The organism is Phycobacter azelaicus (assembly GCF_014884385.1).
Lineage (GTDB): Bacteria > Pseudomonadota > Alphaproteobacteria > Rhodobacterales > Rhodobacteraceae > Phycobacter > Phycobacter azelaicus.
On record NZ_WKFH01000003.1, the window covers coordinates 1,581,843 to 1,599,967 of the forward strand.

The 18,125-nt window shown below is 60.0% G+C and carries 16 protein-coding genes; 6 read left to right on the forward strand and 10 right to left on the reverse strand.

Going from position 1 to position 18,125, the window contains the following annotated elements; all coding sequences use genetic code 11:
* Position 1 precedes the first annotated feature (1 nt).
* The 6 genes from INS80_RS08560 (at position 2) to INS80_RS08585 (ending at position 6,666) form a co-directional block, all read left to right on the forward strand.
* Complete coding sequence (locus INS80_RS08560) at positions 2-841, forward strand: EamA family transporter (protein ID WP_192965226.1); 840 nt, start codon at positions 2-4, stop codon at positions 839-841.
* A 290-nt stretch (positions 842-1,131) separates the two neighbouring features.
* Positions 1,132-2,256 carry an extracellular solute-binding protein gene (locus INS80_RS08565; RefSeq protein ID WP_192965227.1) on the forward strand — a complete coding sequence of 375 codons (1,125 nt, stop codon included), beginning with the start codon at positions 1,132-1,134 and terminating at the stop codon, positions 2,254-2,256.
* Between the two features lie 155 nt (positions 2,257-2,411).
* Positions 2,412-3,524 (forward strand): ABC transporter ATP-binding protein, encoded by a 1,113-nt coding sequence (locus INS80_RS08570; protein WP_192965228.1) that lies wholly within the window; start codon positions 2,412-2,414, stop codon positions 3,522-3,524.
* A 12-nt stretch (positions 3,525-3,536) separates the two neighbouring features.
* Complete coding sequence (locus INS80_RS08575) at positions 3,537-4,457, forward strand: ABC transporter permease (RefSeq protein WP_192965229.1); 921 nt, start codon at positions 3,537-3,539, stop codon at positions 4,455-4,457.
* Entirely contained in the window at positions 4,454-5,734 is a 1,281-nt protein-coding gene (locus tag INS80_RS08580; RefSeq protein WP_192965230.1) for an ABC transporter permease, read from the forward strand. Before INS80_RS08575 ends, INS80_RS08580 begins: the two co-directional genes overlap by 4 nt.
* A gap of 233 nt (positions 5,735-5,967) precedes the next feature.
* Complete coding sequence (locus INS80_RS08585; protein WP_192965231.1) at positions 5,968-6,666, forward strand: hypothetical protein; 699 nt, start codon at positions 5,968-5,970, stop codon at positions 6,664-6,666.
* A 148-nt stretch (positions 6,667-6,814) separates the two neighbouring features.
* Here INS80_RS08585 and INS80_RS08590 read toward each other — a convergent pair whose 3' ends face one another.
* The 10 genes from INS80_RS08590 to INS80_RS08635 form a co-directional block, all read right to left on the reverse strand.
* Entirely contained in the window at positions 6,815-7,588 is a 774-nt protein-coding gene (locus tag INS80_RS08590; RefSeq protein ID WP_192965232.1) for a DeoR/GlpR family DNA-binding transcription regulator, read from the reverse strand.
* Between the two features lie 46 nt (positions 7,589-7,634).
* Positions 7,635-8,528, reverse strand: a complete 894-nt coding sequence (locus tag INS80_RS08595) for an HAD-IIA family hydrolase (protein ID WP_192965233.1) — start codon at positions 8,526-8,528, stop codon at positions 7,635-7,637.
* The gene (locus INS80_RS08600; RefSeq protein WP_192965234.1) at positions 8,528-9,427 is read right to left on the reverse strand and encodes a glycerophosphodiester phosphodiesterase family protein; all 900 of its coding nucleotides are present in this window, start codon (positions 9,425-9,427) and stop codon (positions 8,528-8,530) included. The genes INS80_RS08595 and INS80_RS08600 overlap by 1 nt, the downstream gene beginning before the upstream one ends.
* Before the next feature lie 9 nt (positions 9,428-9,436).
* Entirely contained in the window at positions 9,437-10,516 is a 1,080-nt protein-coding gene (locus tag INS80_RS08605; protein ID WP_192965235.1) for a sn-glycerol-3-phosphate import ATP-binding protein UgpC, read from the reverse strand.
* Positions 10,517-11,365, reverse strand: a complete 849-nt coding sequence (ugpE, locus tag INS80_RS08610) for a sn-glycerol-3-phosphate ABC transporter permease UgpE (RefSeq protein WP_192965236.1) — start codon at positions 11,363-11,365, stop codon at positions 10,517-10,519. It lies immediately after the preceding gene.
* Complete coding sequence (ugpA, locus tag INS80_RS08615) at positions 11,365-12,246, reverse strand: sn-glycerol-3-phosphate ABC transporter permease UgpA (RefSeq protein ID WP_192965237.1); 882 nt, start codon at positions 12,244-12,246, stop codon at positions 11,365-11,367. The genes ugpE and ugpA overlap by 1 nt, the downstream gene beginning before the upstream one ends.
* Positions 12,247-12,329: 83 nt before the next feature.
* Positions 12,330-13,643, reverse strand: coding sequence for a sn-glycerol-3-phosphate ABC transporter substrate-binding protein UgpB (ugpB, locus tag INS80_RS08620; RefSeq protein ID WP_192965238.1), 1,314 nt, complete (start codon positions 13,641-13,643; stop codon positions 12,330-12,332).
* Between the two features lie 390 nt (positions 13,644-14,033).
* The gene (locus INS80_RS08625) at positions 14,034-15,551 is read right to left on the reverse strand and encodes a malonate--CoA ligase (protein WP_192965239.1); all 1,518 of its coding nucleotides are present in this window, start codon (positions 15,549-15,551) and stop codon (positions 14,034-14,036) included.
* A 3-nt stretch (positions 15,552-15,554) separates the two neighbouring features.
* Positions 15,555-16,811, reverse strand: coding sequence for a malonyl-CoA decarboxylase (locus tag INS80_RS08630; protein WP_192965240.1), 1,257 nt, complete (start codon positions 16,809-16,811; stop codon positions 15,555-15,557).
* Positions 16,808-18,124 carry a TRAP transporter large permease gene (locus INS80_RS08635; RefSeq protein WP_192965241.1) on the reverse strand — a complete coding sequence of 439 codons (1,317 nt, stop codon included), beginning with the start codon at positions 18,122-18,124 and terminating at the stop codon, positions 16,808-16,810. The genes INS80_RS08630 and INS80_RS08635 overlap by 4 nt, the downstream gene beginning before the upstream one ends.
* Position 18,125: the final 1 nt, after the last annotated feature.

Genomic DNA, 18,125 nt, shown 5'->3' on the forward strand with positions numbered 1-18,125 from the left:
TGTGAGTACCTTTGTCATCGTGATCGTTCTGTCTGCGGCCATGCTGCATGCGGTATGGAATGCCATCGTGAAAACGGCGGCAGATCGAACGACCATGCTGGGGCTGGTTGCGCTGGGCCATGTCATTCCCGGCGCTGTGATGGTCGCGCTTTTGCCGTTGCCCGCCCCGGAAAGCCTGCCCTATGTGCTGGCTTCCACCGTGATACATTTTGGCTACTTCTACATGCTGGGGCGGGCCTATGCGCATGGTGACCTCAGCGTCGTCTACCCGATTGCCCGTGGTGTCGTGCCTGCGCTGGTTGCACTTTGGGCGATGCTCTTTGCCGGAGAGGTGCTGCCGCTTCAGGCCTGGGGCGGGATTGCGCTGATTGCCTGCGGAATCCAGCTGAGCAGCTGGCAGGCACTGCGCTCGGGTGTTGGGCGGGCCGCGCTCGGCTATGCGGTCGGCACCGGGATCTGCATCTCGGCCTATTCGCTGACCGATGGGCTGGGCGTGCGTTTGTCAGGCAATACGCTCAGCTATTGGGCCTGGGGTGCGTTTTTGCACCTGTTCGTGACTCTTTTCATTGGCCTGCGCAAACGGAATGCCCTCGGCGCATTGCGCCCGCGCACCTGGGCGATCGGGATTGGTGGCGGATTTGTCTCCATGACGGCCTATGGTCTGGTGCTCTACGCCAAAAACTATGCCCCGCTCGGCGCGGTTTCTGCCCTCAGGGAAACCTCGGTGATCTTTGCGGCGCTCATCGGATTCGTTTTCTTGAAGGAGGGAAACTGGATGCGCCGCCTTGGCGCTGCGGTGCTGATGGCGGGGGGAGTTGCCCTGATCGGAACGTCGCTGTGATGAGTATCATCGCGGCATCAGTGCCCAATCTGCGGGCATGAGCGTTGACGCAAGTCAGAGTGGGGCGCAAACTGCTCATCGTCACGGCCCCGCTGTGGCGCATTAAAATAAAGGCAAACCTGAGCTTTCAGACGCTTCTGGACCGATCCGACCGCCATAGTGCGACATTCTGGCCTTATCAATTTTTGAAACTGTCACTGTCGGCTGAGGCGGAGCGCCCGCAAGCTTTTGTTACGTAAGACAACGAAAATAAAAAAACGATCAATAGTCCTATAGGGAGACACTAAACCATGACTGCAAAACACAACCTGACCCGGCGCTCTGTACTGAAGTCGGCCGGCGCCGCGGCGCTGGCGGCTCCGCTGTATTCCAAAAGCGCGCTGGCCTCCTCGGGTGAAGTCAACATTCTGATGTGGTCGGACTATCTGCCGCCCTCTTTCCTGGAGGCCTTTGAAGCCGAAACCGGCATCAAGGTGAATTACACCGGGATCGGTTCGAACGAAGAAATCATCAACAAGATGAAAGCGACCAAGGGTCAGGGCTTTGACATCGTCTCCCCGACCAACAACCGCTCGCTGCAGTGGGGGCCGCTGGAACTGCTTCAGCCCTTCGACATGAACAAGGTCAACATCGATGCGGTGAACCCGGCGATGGCCAAGATCGGCACCGACGCGTGGAACTTTGATAGCAAGGGATCGCACTGGCTGCCGCATATCTGGGGCACCGAAGGCATTGCCTACCGCACCGACAAATGGCTGCCCGCCGGGGACGCGCCGTCCTATGGTGATGTCTGGAGCGAAGAAAATGCGGGTAAGACCATGGGCCGCGCCCATTCGATGATGCTGGGCGCCGGCCTTTACATGGAAGCCTCGGGCGAGATGGAGCCGGGCTCTGTCTGGGCCGCCTATGAAAACGAAGAAACCATGCGCAAGGTCTGGGGTCAGATCACCGACTGGTGCGTGGCACGCAAGGATCGGATCAAGCTGATCTGGAACGATGCCGACACCCAGAAGAATGGTCTTCTGAACGAAGGCGTCGTGGTCGGTCAGACCTGGGACGGCCCGCCGCTGGCGCTGAAATCCGCAGGCGAGCCGGTGCACTATCAGGCGCCGGTCGAAGGTGCGATGGCCTGGGTCGACGGCATGTCGATGCCGGTCGGTGCGCAGAACATCGAACAGGTCTATGCCTTCATCGAATTCGCCTACCGCAAGGAGCCAGCAGGCGTGGCCATCGACAGCCACGGCTACAACTCGCCGGTTCTGGGCGCCGATGCCTATTCGGGCGACACCTACAAGAAGAACTTTGCCGAAGCCTATCCCGGCGACAGCCTGGCCAACCTCAACCCCTGGCCGGCCGAGGCGCCCTGGTACGCCGACGTGCGCACCGAGTTCGTCAACAAGTTCAAGAGCGCCTGATCCGCGCCTGACACCAAACTGGCTTCCCGGTGCACCCGGGGGGCCAGCCACGCGCCTAGGGGGCGCAAGACGCAAACATCAATTGAACGGGTGCGGCGGGCACCGGCTGGCGTCGTGTCACCGGGCTGTTGGATTGCACCTCGGGGAGAGGCCATATGAGTGCTGGGGTCGGCGTAGATCTGGAGAAACTCTGGATCCGATTTGGAGATTTCGTCGCCGTGCGCGACGCGAACGTAAAGATCAACGGGGGCGATTTCTTCTCTTTCCTCGGCCCCTCGGGATGCGGCAAGACCACGATCCTGCGGGCGGTCTCAGGGTTTCTGGAGCCAAGCGAAGGCCGCGTGCTGATCGGCGGCAACGACATGAAGGGCATCGGCCCGAACAAGCGCCCCACCGCGCTGATCTTTCAGAACCTTGCACTGTTCCCGCTGATGAAAGTCTGGGAGAACATCACCTTCTCGATGGAGATCAAGGGCGCCTCGGCCAAGGAACGCCGCAAGCGTGCTGACGAGCTTTTGGACATGATCGCGCTACCGGGGCAGGGGGACAAACTGCCCTCGGAACTGTCCGGCGGTCAGCGCCAGCGGGTCGCCATCGCCCGCGCACTCTGCGCCGAACCGGACGTGCTCTTGCTGGATGAACCCTTGTCGGCGCTGGATCTGAAACTGCGTCAACACATGCGTACCGAACTGCGCGAGATCCAGCAGAGGGTCGGCATCACCTTTATCTACATCACCCACGATCAGGGCGAGGCGCTGACCATGTCCGACAATATCGCGGTGATGCGGGCAGGCGTCATTGACCAGATCGGCGATGGCAAGACCGTCTACAATGACCCCTCTACCGCTTTTGCGGCGTCCTTCGTGGGGGAAAACAACGTCTTTCGTGGCAAGGTGAAACAGGTCTCTGGTGACACCGCGCTGATCTCCACCAACCGTTCGGGTGACCTTCTTGCGCGCGTCTCCACCGCCAACCAAGGAAAGATGCAGCCTGGCGATGACGCCATGCTCTTTATCCGCCCCGAAGCCTTTGCCCTCGCCCCCGCAGGGGCCAGCGGCGATCATTTCGTCACGGCAACGGTTACAAACGAAGAATTCGAGGGCAACGTCTTCAACATCTTCATGGAAGGTGATGGCGGCAAGGAGCTGAAGGTCTCCCTGCCAAACCTTGGCCAGTCCTTTGACAGCCACAAGGGCCAGCCGATGACCCTGCAATATGATGTCCAGAACGCCGTGGCCTTGCCCGCAGGCGAACTGGCCACGGAATAGGAGGCCTCCGTCATGCCTCGATTCTTGAGGGAATTCTTTAATCGCAACGGTGTCGGGATGGGCTCCCTGATGCTGGCGCTGGTCTTGTTCTGGACGGTGGGCCTCATCATCCTGCCGCAGCTGTCGATGCTCGACTTCTCATTCAGGCCCAACCTGCCGCCGCCAGAGATTGGCGGGCCAAAGGATGTCTACACGGTCGAGAACTACAAATACCTGATTTTTGGCCCCGAAGGCGGCAGCCAAGACTATAACGCGGTCGATCTGCGGGTGTTCTACCGAACCCTGATCGCAGCCGTATTCGTGACGCTGTTCAACCTGATCCTGTGCTATCCGATCGCCTATCACCTGGCGCAGACCAAGGGCAACCATATCCGCATCTTTGCGCTGATGCTGATCATCCCCTACTGGATCAACGAGATCCTGCGCGCCTTTGCTCTGCGGATCATCTTTGGTGAAACTGGGGTTTTGAACAACGCGCTGGTGGGCCTGGGGATTTTCGACACGCCCTTTGATTTCATCCGCAACGACATCGCGCTTTATGCGGGTCTTGGCTATGCCTACATCCTGTTGATGATCTTCCCGATCTACAATGTGATCGAGAGCCTGGATCGCAACCAGATCGAAGCCGCGCGCGACATGGGCGCAAGCTGGCCAATGATCCACCGCCGGGTGGTGATTCCCTATGCCAAACCGGGGATCAGTTCCGGCTGCACCATGGTGTTCATGCTGTCGGCCGGGGCGCTGGCCGCGCCGCAGATTCTGGGCGGACCGTCCTCGCTCTGGTTCACGCAGCTGATCTATCAGCAGTTCAATGACAACAGCGACTGGCCACAGGGCGCGGCCTATGCGGTGGTGCTGCTGGTGACCTGTATCCTGCTGGTTCTGGCGGTGATGCGCCTCTTCAAGGTGAACATGGGGGATATCGGCAAATGAAGTCTTTCTCCTTCATGCGCGTCAGCATCTGGGTCTATCTGGCGATCTTTTTCGCCTACCTGCTAGGCCCCCTGGTGATCATGTCGATCACGGCTTTCAACAGCCCCGAGTTCCCCCGTGCGACCCCCTGGGAGTGCCTGACGTTCGAGTGGTTCTCGGCGCTGTTCCAGGACGAGCGGATCCTCAACGGGATCAAGAACTCGATCCTCGTGGGGGCGGGCACGGTGGTGCTGTCGGTGGCCATGGGTCTGGCGGGGGCGCTGATGCTCACCCAGATCTGGCCGAAACTGCGCGCGACCTACTACACCATCATCATCGCGCCGATCCTCATTCCCGGCGTGGTCATCGGTATTTCGACGCTGGTGTTCTGGGATCGCATCAACCGGATGGTGGGGCTCGGGGCGGACAGTTTCCTGTCGAACGGGCTGTTCCTGACGGTGATCGGCCAGTCCACCTTCATCGCCAGCTATTGCATGTTGGTTCTGGTGGCGCGTCTGCAGCGTTATGATGTGGCGCTGACCGAGGCGGCGCTGGACCTTGGTGCCACCCACGCGCAGGCCTTCCGCAAGGTGCTGCTCCCGTTCATGAAACCGGCGATTGCCTCGGCGGCTGTTCTGGCCTTCCTTGCCAGTTTCGAGAACTACAACACCACCACCTTCACCTTTGGCGAATACCCGACGCTGACGATCGAGCTGGCGCAAAAGGTCCGCTATGGCATCACGCCCGCGATCTCGGCGCTGGCCTTCATCATCGTAGTGCTGACGGTCTTTGCGGCGCTGTTCAACGAGGCCAACATCCGCCGCAAGGATCTGGTCGCGGCGGCCCGCAAGGACGCCACGGTGGAGGAACTCGAAAGCGGCAAGTTCCGCGTTCCGGGCTTCCTCAGCTCCAACTGGGCGGCGGTTGCGCTGGTCGTGATGGCCTGCGCCACGGTTGTCGTGGTGGGCACCGCCACGGTCTATAGCCCCGCGCAGTGTATCGCTGATGTGCAGGAGCAAAAACGCATCGAGACCGAGCTGCGCATCCAGGAGCTGCGCCAGCGCCGCGCCGAGGAAGCCGCCCGAAAAGCGGCGGAAGAGGCCGAAACGGCTCCGGTACCGCAGGCAGCGCCTTCGGGCAACAACTCCGGCTTTGGCGGGGTCTTCAGCCCCAACGCCCTGACCGGCGGCGGCGAGGAAGAAGAAAGCAAGGCGCCCGAGGCGGAGGACAGCAACAACTCCGGCTTTGGCAACGTCTTTGCCCCCAGCACGCTGAGCGGTGAAGGCAGTGGCGACTGACCATGATTTTAGGTGAACAAAGAAAAGGTGGTCCCTAGCGGGGCCGCCTTCTTTTGGGGCAGTTCTTATTGGCGTGTTCGTCGGCTTTGCGGACAAAGCTGCCGTTGATTGCATCTCGGTGAAGGTCCGCTTTGCTTCTGTCGTGGGCAATTGTACACACCTTTGTTGAGGCCACTGTGCTATCTACACTCTGGTTTCAAAGCCGACTTCTGCTCGGGAGGTAAAAACCAACTATGGGAACTTGGGGCTACAAGGTTGGAGAGGATGACGCTTTTTGCGACGTCTATGATTTATTTTTCGATGCTTACAATCACGGTGCCGCTCCAGAAGAGGCCAGCAAGCGAGTGCTTGAAGATTTGTCGGAGTATTTTTCTGACAGTGATGACCAATATGAAGCCTATCTCGCTCTCTCTTTTGCCCAATGGGAAACACAGCACAATGACATCAGGGTTCTTGAAGAGGTTGAGAGATTCATTTCGACCGGCGAAAGCCTAAGGAACTGGTCTGAAAGAGGCGGCGATGAAACGCTGTTAGCGAAACGTCGTGGAGCGTTGAGTTCGTTTTTGCGTAAGCTTAGTACTCCAAGGCGTTCGAAGAAAAGGCGAGTTCATAAAACTCCTGAGTACAAACAGATTATTCTGGTCGACTTGATTGCTCCAGACAATTGTAAGTCTCTAACAATCCAAGAGGACTACATGGATGGGAAGTTTCTTTATACATCCGCGTCGGTTATGTGGGGCGAGGGTGGAGGCGGCATTTTCCACAGTGACCGTTCTGACTTGAAGATTTCGGCTGAATGGCTTGACTCCCAAAACTTGCAGATATGCTTTAAAAACGCAGTTGAGGAAGATTTGAGTTTCGGCGCTGGCAACCCAAAAGAAGTTTTCTTCTGCGGAGACTGCGTGACACTCGTCTATGAGTTTTCGGACTAACCACATCTATTTTCGAGGACTATTCGGTCATTAACACTGTTTCGCTTCAGTCTTTGCCTAAAGCCGACATTCATTAACCTCGCAGCATTTGGTAACAAGGGCTCAGAGCGGGCCAACACGATAGTCCGAGACAATTGGGTTAGGACCCTCACCCAACCCGGCTCAGCCCAATACCACCCGGCACCGTCACCGGCGGGCCGGACCAGTCCAGACCCTCGGGCAGGCGGTCGGTGATGAAATGGTCCATCGCATCAAAACCCGCAACACGGTGGGCGGCGGTGCGGCCCCATTTGCTGTGATCGGCCACCAGAAGCATTTGCCGGGCGCTGGCGCGGATGGCGTTGCTGACCTCGGCGTCGAATTGTTTGAAATCGAGGATGCCAAACGCGGGGTCCAGCGCACCCGCACCGATCACGCCGAAATCCGCAACGAAACGCCGGTACCCTTCAAGCACCTGAGGGCCCACCAGATCCCGGTCTTCGGGACGCAGTTGCCCGGCCACCACATGCACATCGCAAGAGGGCGCGTTGCACATCAGCCGCGCTACTTCGAGGTTGTTTGTGACGATGGTGATATCCGGCGTCTGAACCAGCGCCTCGGCCACGTATTGCACCGTGGTGCCGATGCCCAAGAGCACGGTTGATCCTTCCGGGATCATCGCCGCCGCAGCCGCCGCAATGGCGCGTTTGCGGTCCTCATTGAGGGTCGAGCGGACATGGAAGTTGAGGTTCAGCGGGTTCGAGGGCGGCGCCACACCGCCATGCACGCGCCGAGCCAGCCCCTGATCGCAGAGGTCATTGATATCGCGGCGGATGGTCTGGGTGGCGACGCCGAAATCGCTGGCCAGTTCGTTGATGGACTGCTGGCCGGAGGCGCGGAGCTGCTCCATGATCTGGCGTTGACGGTCGTTGAGCTCGCTCATTCCGGCTTCCGTTCCTTCTGTCGCCGCCTTTTCGGTCCCGTTCGGATCAGATCGACGGCGCGATCCAATCCGGGGTAATTCCGCTGCGCGCGATGAACTCTGAAACATCGTGACCGGCGAACAGCCCGTGCGCTGTGATGAGGGCGGTGTTCCAACCCTGCGACTGCGCCCCTAGCACATCCGTATGCAGCGTGTCGCCAACCATGGTGATCTTCTGCGGCGCTATGCCGCCAAGGCGTGCTTGCGCCGCCGCATAAACGGACGGGAAGGGCTTGCCATGAAACACAGGAGTAATGCCTAGCCGGTCCTGCAAGGCATGGGCATAGTATCCCGGCTCCAGCGTCAGCCCGGCCTCGCGTGGCGCGACAAGATCCGGGTTGGCCACCACAACAGGGCGCGCATGGCGCCTCAGGCTGTCTTCCAGAAGGCCTTGCCGCGCGGCTGACCAATCGGAGGTGCTGAGCATCAGGAAAGCATCGGCGCTGTCGTAGACCGCTGCGTCGTCCCCAAGCGCCATTGCCTGAACCGGTAGCTCTGTGGGATTGAAATCCGGCGGGGCCATTACGCCCCAGGAGCCTGTCGGCGCAATATCGGTCAGGCAGGTCTCGCAGACTTCACGACTTGAGATGATCTCATCGCTGGAGAAATCAAAACCCAGGCGGGCGAATTTCTCAGTTGTCTGGGCACGGGTGAAACTGGCGGCATTGGTCAGAACCAACAGCGCCTTGTCAGCCGCGCGCAGCTCGGCCACGCGCTCATGCGCGCCGGGGATCGGGCGGTCGCCGACGTTGAGCACCCCGTAGGCATCAAAGACAAAGGCATCTGTCACATCCATGAGCTTATGAAGGCCTTCAACCGGCTCGGCCAGCCCCTTTTGACAGCTGGCGGGCAGTCGGGTGCGGATTTGCTCGTATCGGATAAAGGCCGCTTCGGGGGTCATTACGCTGTGACCTCCGCGCCAAAGACCTCTCGCCGCAGCCGCATGGCCATGGCGGGATCGTCGGTGATCACCCCGTCGACATCTGAGGCAAGGCCTTTGCGAATGGCCTCTTCCCCACGCAGGGTCCAGACCATGACCTTAAGGCCAAGGTCGCGTGCCAGCGCGCGTTGATCCGCCGTCATTTCCCAGAAAAGGGGGCTCCAGACGCTGGCGCCATTTGCGGCCAGATCGCGCAGCATGGTTTCGGGCTCTGCGCTGGCACCATCGAGCCAGGGCGAGCCGTCGTAGAGGTTCCCGCTGGGATGGATGGTCTTGCTCATCGACAGGTGTGAGCGGCGCAGTTGCGGTACCAGTTTGCGGGCTGCAGTCAGGATCTGCCAGTTGAAGGAGTGGATCAGGCAGGAGTCCTGCGTCCCGGTGGCCGCGATCACCTCCGCGGTGGTGCGCAGGAAATCCTCGGGGTGCGGTTCGGCGCTGTCGTCGGGATCGTGTTTCAGCTCGACCAGCACGTCGATGGGCCGATCCGCCTTGGCCACCAGGTCCAGTACCTCGGAGAGACGCGGAATGCGGGCGCCGGGCAGTTCCTGCTGCTGGGGGTGTTTCTTGGCATACTCCGATCCGGGTCGGATGCCGCCAACATCAAAGGTGCAAAGCTCCGCAAAGGTAAGGCTGCGCACATCCGGGCCTTCCGCGGTCAGGAAGGCGCCGTCGGCATCGCGCGTCGTGTCGGCGAGAAGGCGGTGATTGTGGGTCACGACAGGCACACCGTCACGGGTCAGAAGCACGTCCAGTTCGATCCCGTCGGCGCCAGAGGCTATCGTGTGCTCAAAGCCCTCCAACGTGTTCTCGGGGAGCACATCCGGCGCGCCGCGGTGGCCAAATATCTTGGGCGGTTGCATCGCGTGTTCCTAGTTCAGACGTTGCCCGGAGGACAGATCGAAAAGGTGCAGCTGATCGGCTGCGCATCCAAGTTCAAGCATTTCACCGCTGCCATGCTGCTGCACGCCGGACAGGCGCACTGCCAGCGGCACCGAGGTGCCCGAGACAGTGCCGTGCACAACCGTGTCGGCGCCGAGCTGTTCGACGAAATCGACCTCAAGGTGGAACTGTGCCGCACCCGAGGCGTCCATGGACAGGTGTTCGGGGCGGATGCCCATGGCGATCTGAGCGCCTGCGCTTGCAGGGATTTCGTCGGCAAAGCGGATGTCTCGGCTGCCATCGACCAGCAGTCCACGGCGATCCTCGGTAACGGTGCCTTCGACCACGTTCATGGCCGGGCTGCCGATGAAGTCGGCAACGAACCGGCTGGCGGGGCGCAGGTAAAGATCCATGGGCGTGCCGATCTGCTCGACCCGGCCGGCGTTCATGATGATGATCCGGTCGGCAAGGCTCATCGCTTCGACCTGATCGTGAGTCACGTAGATGAAGGTGGCGCCAAGGCGCTGGTGCAGTGCCTTTAGCTCGGCGCGTAGTTGTGTGCGCAGCTTGGCATCGAGGTTCGACAGGGGTTCGTCAAACAGGAATACCTTGGGGTCGCGCACGATGGCGCGGCCCATGGCGACCCGCTGGCGTTGACCGCCCGACAGCTGTGCGGGCTTGCGGTCGAGATACTCTTCCAGGCGCAGGGTACGCGCGGCCTCGGCGATGCGCTCGGCGATCTGGTCCTTGGGCAGGCCCTCGTTTTTCAGGCCGTACTCCATGTTGCCGCGCACCGACATATGCGGGTACAGCGCGTAGTTCTGGAACACCATGGCGATGTCACGATCGCCGGGTTCCAAGTTGTTCACCCGGCGCTCACCGATGTTCAGATCGCCAGTAGTGATGCTTTCAAGACCGGCGATCATCCGCAGGATGGTGGACTTGCCGCAGCCCGAAGGGCCGACCAGCACGATGAACTCTCCATCCGCGATATCCACGTTCACGTCGGACACGGCGGTGACACCGCCCGGATAGGTCTTGCCCAGGGATTTGATGTTGAGAGTAGCCATTTATTTCTCGCTTTCGACCAGCCCTTTGACAAAGAGCTTTTGCATTAGAACGACGACCAGAACCGGAGGAATCATGGCAAGGACGGCGGTGCCCATGATGTAGTGCCAGACCGGCAGCGCCTCGCCCGAGTTGACCATGCGCTGGATGCCCATGACGACAGTGTAGAGACTTTCGTCGGTGGTGATCAGCAGCGGCCAGAGATACTGGTTCCAGCCGTAGATGAAGAGGATGATGAAGAGCGCCGCGATATTGGTGCGCGACAGCGGCAGCAGGATATCCTTGAAAAAGCGGATCGGCCCTGCGCGGTCGATACGGGCGGCCTCGACCAGCTCATCCGGGATGGTGAGGAAGAACTGGCGGAACAGGAAGGTTGCCGTTGCCGATGCGATCAGCGGCACGGTGAGGCCCGCATAGGTGTTCAGCAGGCCCATCTTCACCACCACATCGAATGTGGGCAGGATCCGCACTTCGACGGGCAGCATCAGGGTGACGAAGATCATCCAGAAAAAGCCCATGCGGAAGGGGAAGCGGAAATAGACGATGGCATAAGCCGACAGGATCGAGATGACGATTTTGCCGAAGGTGATGACGAGAGCCATAATCGCGCTGTTGAACATCATCATACCGATGGGCACACCGCCCGCCTCGGGCAGACCGCCGGACAGCAGCTGGGTGTAGTTCTCCCAGGCCTGATCGCCGAACCACAGCGGGATGGGGGATTGTGACAGGGCGCCGGGTCCGTGGGTCGACGCAACAAGCGCCATCCAGACCGGGAAACACAGGAACAGCACACCGACGATCAGGATCGCATGGGTGAGGAACGTCAGAATGGGGCGATTTTCGACCATCAGTATTGCACCTTGCGCTCGACGTAACGGAATTGGATGAAGGTCATTAGGATCACCATGCCCATCAGGATCACCGACTGCGCGGCAGAGGATCCGTAGTCCTGACCGATAAAGCCGGTGTTGTAGACCCGGAACACCAGGATCGAGGTTGCATCGGCCGGGCCGCCCTCGGTGGTGGCGTGGATCAGGGCGAAAGTGTCAAAGAAGGCGTAGACGAGGTTGACAACCAGTAGGAAAAACGTGGTGGGCGTCAGCAGAGGAAATGTGATCGACCAGAAGCGGCGGATCGGACCTGCGCGGTCAATGGCGGCGGCCTCGATCAGGGATTTCGGGATCGATTGCAAACCGGCCAGGAAGAACAGGAAATTGTAGCTCACCTGTTTCCAGGCAGCGGCCACGACAACCAGCAAAAGCGCCTGATCGCCGTTCACGTAGTGGTTCCATTCCACCCCGATGCCTTTCAGCCAGTAAGCCACGATGCCAAGCGAGGGGTTCATCAGGAAGTACCAGATCACACCGGCCAGAGCGGGGGCGACCGCGTAGGGCCAGATCAGAAGCGTACGATAGCTGGTCGCGGCCTTGATCGCCCGGTTGGCCGCCACCGCCAGCAAGAGCGAGATCGCCATCGCCAGGAAGGCCACCGAAAAGCCAAAGATCAGCGTGGTGCGGAAGGACTTCAGATAGCCTGGATCGCGGAACAGCTCGTAGTAGTTCTCTAGCCAGACCCATTCGCGGGAAAAGCCAAAAGCGTCTTCGATGAAGAACGAGCTTTCAAGCGCCTGATAGGAGGGCCAGAAAAAGAAGGCGACGGTGATCGCGATTTGCGGCAGCACCAACATGTAGGGCAGCAGCTTTGAGCGGAAGACGACACGCTTTTGCACGGGCAGGAACCTTTGGGGGGATCGTGGTCAAAAAGGGGAGGCCCCGGCGGGGGCCTCCCAATAAAGCCAACAGGTGGGGATGATCAGTCGTTGGCTTTTTCGAACTTGCGCAGCAGGGCGTTGCCGCGCTCGACAGCTGCGTCAAGGGCGGTCTTGGCGTCTTTGTCGCCTGCCCAGACGGCTTCCAGCTCTTCGTTGATGATGTCACGGATCTGAACGAAGTTACCGAAACGAAGACCTTTGGAGGCCGGGGTCGGTGTGTTCAGCGACAGCTGCTTGATCGCGGTGTCGGTCATCGGATCGGTGTTGTAGAACCCCTGCTCCTTGGACAGATCGTAAGCTGCGTTGGTGATCGGAACATAGCCGGTGCTCTGGTGCCAGGCGGCCTGCTGTTCAGGCGAGGAGACGAACTTGAAGAATTCGGCAACACACTTGTATTCGGGCGCTTCGTGACCGTTCAGCACCCAGAGGGTCGCACCGCCGATGATCGAGTTCTGCGGTTTGTCTGCAACGGCTGTGTCAACCGGCAGCATGGTCTGGCCGAATTCGAAGTCGGTGATGTCTTTCTTGAAGCCACCATAGTAGGCTGAGGAGTTGATCCACAGCGCGGTTTCGCCGTTGACGAACTGGCCACGGCTGTCACCGCGACGACCGCCATAGGCGAACAGGCCTTCTTTGCCCATGTCTGCGATACGCTGAATGTGGTTCACAACCGCATCATTGTTGAAGGTGAACTCGGTCTTGAGCGAGGCAAAGCCGTTTTCCTCGGTGCCCATGGGCAGGTTGTGCCAGGCCGAGTAGTTCTCGATGTTGGACCAGGACTGCCAGCCAAAGGAAAAGGGCTTTTCAACGCCGTTGGCTTTCAAGGCGCGGGCGGCTTCTTCAACTTCGTCCCAGGTGGTCGGAACGGCAACACCGGCGGCGTCCAGCGCGGTTTTGTTGTACCACAGAACCGGGGTGGACGAGTTGAACGGCAGCGACAGAAGGTTGTTTTCGGTGTCGGTGTAATAGGAAATCACGGCCGGAAGATAGGCAGAGGCGTCAAATTCCACGCCTGCATCTTCCATCAGCTTGTAGACCGGGTAGATCGCGCCCTTGTCACCGGCGGCCATCATGGTGGCGGTGCCGACCTCAAAGACCTGCACGACGTGCGGCTGCTCACCGGCGCGGAAGGCGGCGATCGCTGCGGTCATGTTCTCGGTGTAGTTGCCTTTATAGACGGCATTGATCTGGCAGCTGTTCGAACCGCCGTTAAAGTCCGCAGCCATCTGATTGACGGTCTCACCCAGCTGACCGCCCATGGCATGCCAGAACTGGACTTCAGCCTTTTCGGCGAATGCGGTGGTGCCAACCATGGCAAAGGCGGTGGTTGCCGACAGAATGGATTTGAGTTTCATGTTCATCTCCTATCGCTGCGGATTGTTAATCGCGGCCGCAGCAGGTCCCCGTTTTGATTCTCTATGAGTTCACTCACTCATATGAGGCGCTTTATTCTGTGTTTGTAACGCTCATATGAATTCACTTTGCGTTCAGATGAACATTTCGTCAAGCGCGTACATAACCTGCTCAATAAATAGTCATCTGCCGTTATCGGCCCTTTCGCGCCCTTCATAAGCTTGAATTTGCGCGGATTTTGGTGAAATTGCCGACTTTTTGGGGCGCGATGTCCACAGGAAAAAGCGCCCGGTTTTACCTATGGGCGCTGAAGAACGCCAAACCCGGCCTGCAGGCATGCGCGGCCGGGTTTGTTGATTCTCTTAGTCAGAAAGGGCCATCTTCGCCGGGTGTCAGCCAGCCTTGAAAGTGGAGTTGAACTGATCCCGCAGGATGTTCTTTTGCACCTTGCCCATTGTATTGCGGGGCAGCTCGTCCAGAACCACCAGCTTGCGGGGGTGTTTGAACCGCGCCAGCACGCCCCGTACCGCCTCCATGACGGCGCCGGTGTCGGGGGAGGCTCCGGGTTCGGGCACGATCACGCCCAGAACGGTCTCGCCAAAATCCGGGTGCGGCACTCCGATCACCGCGCTTTCAAGCACGCCGGGCTGATCGTCCAGAACCAATTCGATTTCCTTGGGGTAGATGTTGTAACCGCCCGAGATGATCAGATCCTTGTTGCGCCCGACGATCTGCACATAGCCATCCGCGTCGATCAACCCGAGGTCCCCCGTGATAAAGAACCCATCCTCGCGCAGTTCGGCGGCGGTCTTCTCGGGCATCTGCCAATAGCCCTTGAAGACGTTTGGCCCGCGTACCTCGATCTGCCCGATCTCTCCATCGGGCAGGGTGGCACCGCTATCTGGATCGGTGATTTTCAGCTCGACGCCGGGTAGGGGAAAGCCCACCGTGCCCGCGCGCCGTTCGCCATCAAAAGGATTGGAGGTGTTCATATTGGTTTCCGTCATCCCGTAGCGCTCCAGGATGCGGTGGCCGGTCCGCTCTTCGAACTGTACATGGGTTTCCGCCAAAAGCGGCGCCGACCCCGAGATGAACAGCCGCATATGCGCCGCCAGATCGCGGGTGAAGCGCGGATCGCCCAAAAGACGCGTGTAGAAGGTCGGCACCCCCATCATCGTGGTCGCCTTTGGCAGATGTGCGATGATGGCATCCAGATCGAACTTTGGCAGGAAGATCATCGACCCGCCCGCCGCCAGGGTCACATTGCTGGCCACGAACAGCCCGTGGGTGTGAAAGATCGGTAGCGCATGGAGCAGCACATCATCGCTGGTGAAACGCCATTCGCTGACCAGAGTGCGCGCGTTGGACAGAAGGTTGTCCTGCGTCAGCATCGCCCCTTTTGAACGGCCCGTGGTGCCGGAGGTATAAAGAAAGGCCGCCAGATCATCGCCGTTGCGCGGAACCGTTGGATAGCTCGTATCCTGCTGCTTTGCTTCGTCCATCAGACTGCCGCTACCATCTGCGCCAAGGGTCATGATCTGCGCGCCCAGATCCTTGGCCACTGGCGTCAACCCGTTCAGGCTGGCGCCGTCACAGACGATCATCCGTGCGCCGCTGTTCTCGATGAAATAGGTCAGCTCATCCACCGTGTAAGCGGTGTTGAGGGGCAGAAAGACCAGCCCCGCCTGCGCGCAGGCCGCATAGAGCGCCAGTGCCTCGGGGGATTTTTCGACCTGCACCGCCACGCGGTCGCCCGGCTCAAGGCCCTTTGTGGTCATCACATGGGCGATCTGGGCCGCCGTCTCCAGGAAGGATTGATGCGTGATCACCTGACCGTCAGGCAGATATAGGAAGGCGGTGGTGTTTCCGGCATGGGCACCGAACAGCCCGTCATAAAGAGGATTTGCCATGGGCTAGTTGCTTTCCGTTTTGTGAGTCTTTGAGGCGGCGGCCAGGGCTCGTACCTCTGCCGTTGCGGCCACCTTGAGAGTGGTGGCGAATTGCTCGTGGTTTTGTGCGACCTTCTTGAGGTCATAGAGGTAGTTCACCATTGCGCCGCCCGATTGCGCCCGACCTTTGTCCGAGGTGTCTGCATCGGCGTGTACGGCATGAATGATCGCGCCATTGCCAAGGTGGAACCGCGCGACGGGATCAAAGGGCAGGCCGCCGCGCCCCTTGGCTGATAGCAGGTAATGGGCGGCATCGGCCTTGACCTGCTCCGGGTCGCTCGGATCCCACTCCAGACCTTCTTTCGCGATCCAGCCCGCAAGCCCCGGAATGGGCGAGAGGGTGACAAAGGTTTTCAGTCCGGGCAGTTCAGCGGCCAAATCAGCGGCCACCTGTTTGATCAGGGAATTGCCGAATGAGATGCTGGCCAACCCCGCCTGACAGTTGGAGATCGAATAGAATACCGCCGTGTCTGCCTCATCCGCCGTCATTGGCGTGCGGTCCTCAGTCAAAAGCGCCTGAACAGACCCTGGAATGCCCTTTGTTAGAGCCACTTCGACAAAGATCAGCGGCTCATCCGGCATGGCGGGGTGGAAGAAGGCAAAGCAGCGCCGGTCCGCCGGTTGCAACCTGCGGCGCAGGTCATCCCAGCTGTCGATGGCATGCACCGCCTCATAGGCGATGATCTTTTCCAGAATATTGGCCGGGCTTTGCCAGTTGATCGGCCGTAACACCAGGAAACCCCGGTTGAACCAAGAGGCAAAGAGGTGGCGAAAGTCCTGATCCAGCGCCTCCAGCTCGGGAATGCCGCGCCCCAGCCGCAACAAGTCGGCGCGCATCCGCACCAAGGCGCCGGTTGCTCCGGGCACGCGGTTGAGGCGGCGGATCAGCTCTTGTCGGCGGGGTTCCACCGCCGCCATAAAGGTGCGATAGCTGTCTTTCGAAGGCGCTTGTTCGTAGGCGTCCAGCCCATTGCGCACCGCTTCGGGATCAATGTTCAGCTGGTTGGCTATATGGGTGAAGAAGGCCAGCTTTTCCTCGTCTTCCAGTCCCTCAAATCCAGAGATCACCTCTTGCGCCAGCATCAGGCCCGAGGTCTCCCCGGCGGAACCGACCAGATCCTCGGCCAGCTCTGAAATCGGTCGGCTGTCCCTTTGCCCGCCGCCGGGCCAGAGGTAGCGCCGCTCGAACACGGTCGAGAGCAGGTCGGCGAGAAGGCTCACACGGCACCTCCCATCACCGCGTTTGGCAGCCATGTGGCAAGCCCCGGGAAGAGGCACAGCAGGATGATGGCGATCACCATGCAGGCCACGAAGGGGAGGGAGCCCATCAGGATGGTCTTCAGCGAGATATCCGGCGCGATGCCGTTGATCACGTAAAGGTTCAGACCTACCGGGGGAGAGATAAGCCCGATCTCCATGTTGATGGTCAGCACTACGGCAAACCAGATCGGGTCAAACCCGGCGGTGGTGATGATCGGCAGCAGGATTGGCGCGGCCATCAGGATCACCGCGACGGGCGGCAGGAAGAAGCCCGCGATCAGAAGGAAAACATTGACCGCCCCCATGAGTACCCAGCGGTTCACATCCAGCGTGCCGATCCATTCTGCAATCGACTGGGTAATGAAAAGCGAGCTGAGCATGTAGGAAAAGACCCCGGCAGCGGCGATGATGAAGAGGATCATCACAGACTCCTTGGTGCTGTCGCGCAGCACCACCCACAGGTCGGCGGGGTTCCAAAGCTTGTAGATCACCATTGCAATGAGCAGACAAAGCAGCGCGCCCACGGCGGCGGTTTCCGACGGCGTCGCAACACCGCCATACATGGCATAAAGCACGCCAAGGATGATCAACAGGAAGGGGATGACGCGGGGCAGGATCTCGAAACGCTCCGCCCAGGTATAGCTGCCTGACCCGAGGCTTTTGGTCTCGCCCGAACGCCAGGTCGAATAAAGAGACCAAGCCATGAAAAGCCCGACCAGCATCAGCCCCGGAATGACGCCCGCCAGGAATAGCCGCCCGATCGAGGTCTCGGTGGCGATCCCGTAGACGATCATCGTGACCGAGGGCGGGATCAGGATGCCGAGCGTGCCGCCCGCGGCGATTGAGCCTGCCGCGACTCCGTCCGGGTACCCGCGCTTGCGCATCTCGGGGATGCCCATCTTTCCGATTGCCGCACAGGTTGCGGGAGAGGATCCCGACATCGCGGCAAACAACGCGCAGGCGCCAAGGTTGGAGATCACCAGCCCGCCCGGCACCCGTGTCAGCCACCGCTCCAGCGCCTCGTAAAGGTCAGCGCCCGCGCGGGTTGAGGCGATTGAGGCTCCCATGATGATGAACATCGGGATCGATAGAAGGGCGAAGTTATCCAGTTTGCCGAACAGGATCTCCGGCATCAGCTCAAGACTGCGCATGCCGTCAAAGACGATGAGAAAGCCAGCCGAAACGATCAGCAGGCCTAGCGCGACAGAGACGCCGGAAAACAGCACAAGGATGGTGGCAAGGGCGACAAGCCCGCCCAGAATAAGAGGGTCCATG

What these genes read in the sequence shown, in the direction of transcription:
- INS80_RS08600 (WP_192965234.1), bottom strand. Translation starts at nt 9,427, where the DNA reads ATGCAACCGCCCAAGATATTTGGCCACCGCGGCGCGCCGGATGTGCTC.
- INS80_RS08625 (WP_192965239.1), bottom strand. Translation starts at nt 15,551, where the DNA reads ATGGCAAATCCTCTTTATGACGGGCTGTTCGGTGCCCATGCCGGAAAC.
- INS80_RS08570 (WP_192965228.1), top strand. Translation starts at nt 2,412, where the DNA reads ATGAGTGCTGGGGTCGGCGTAGATCTGGAGAAACTCTGGATCCGATTT.
- INS80_RS08580 (WP_192965230.1), top strand. Translation starts at nt 4,454, where the DNA reads ATGAAGTCTTTCTCCTTCATGCGCGTCAGCATCTGGGTCTATCTGGCG.
- INS80_RS08605 (WP_192965235.1), bottom strand. Translation starts at nt 10,516, where the DNA reads ATGGCTACTCTCAACATCAAATCCCTGGGCAAGACCTATCCGGGCGGT.
- INS80_RS08575 (WP_192965229.1), top strand. Translation starts at nt 3,537, where the DNA reads ATGCCTCGATTCTTGAGGGAATTCTTTAATCGCAACGGTGTCGGGATG.
- INS80_RS08635 (WP_192965241.1), bottom strand. Translation starts at nt 18,124, where the DNA reads ATGGACCCTCTTATTCTGGGCGGGCTTGTCGCCCTTGCCACCATCCTT.
- INS80_RS08585 (WP_192965231.1), top strand. Translation starts at nt 5,968, where the DNA reads ATGGGAACTTGGGGCTACAAGGTTGGAGAGGATGACGCTTTTTGCGAC.
- INS80_RS08565 (WP_192965227.1), top strand. Translation starts at nt 1,132, where the DNA reads ATGACTGCAAAACACAACCTGACCCGGCGCTCTGTACTGAAGTCGGCC.
- INS80_RS08590 (WP_192965232.1), bottom strand. Translation starts at nt 7,588, where the DNA reads ATGAGCGAGCTCAACGACCGTCAACGCCAGATCATGGAGCAGCTCCGC.
- ugpE (WP_192965236.1), bottom strand. Translation starts at nt 11,365, where the DNA reads ATGGTCGAAAATCGCCCCATTCTGACGTTCCTCACCCATGCGATCCTG.
- ugpB (WP_192965238.1), bottom strand. Translation starts at nt 13,643, where the DNA reads ATGAAACTCAAATCCATTCTGTCGGCAACCACCGCCTTTGCCATGGTT.
- INS80_RS08595 (WP_192965233.1), bottom strand. Translation starts at nt 8,528, where the DNA reads ATGACCCCCGAAGCGGCCTTTATCCGATACGAGCAAATCCGCACCCGA.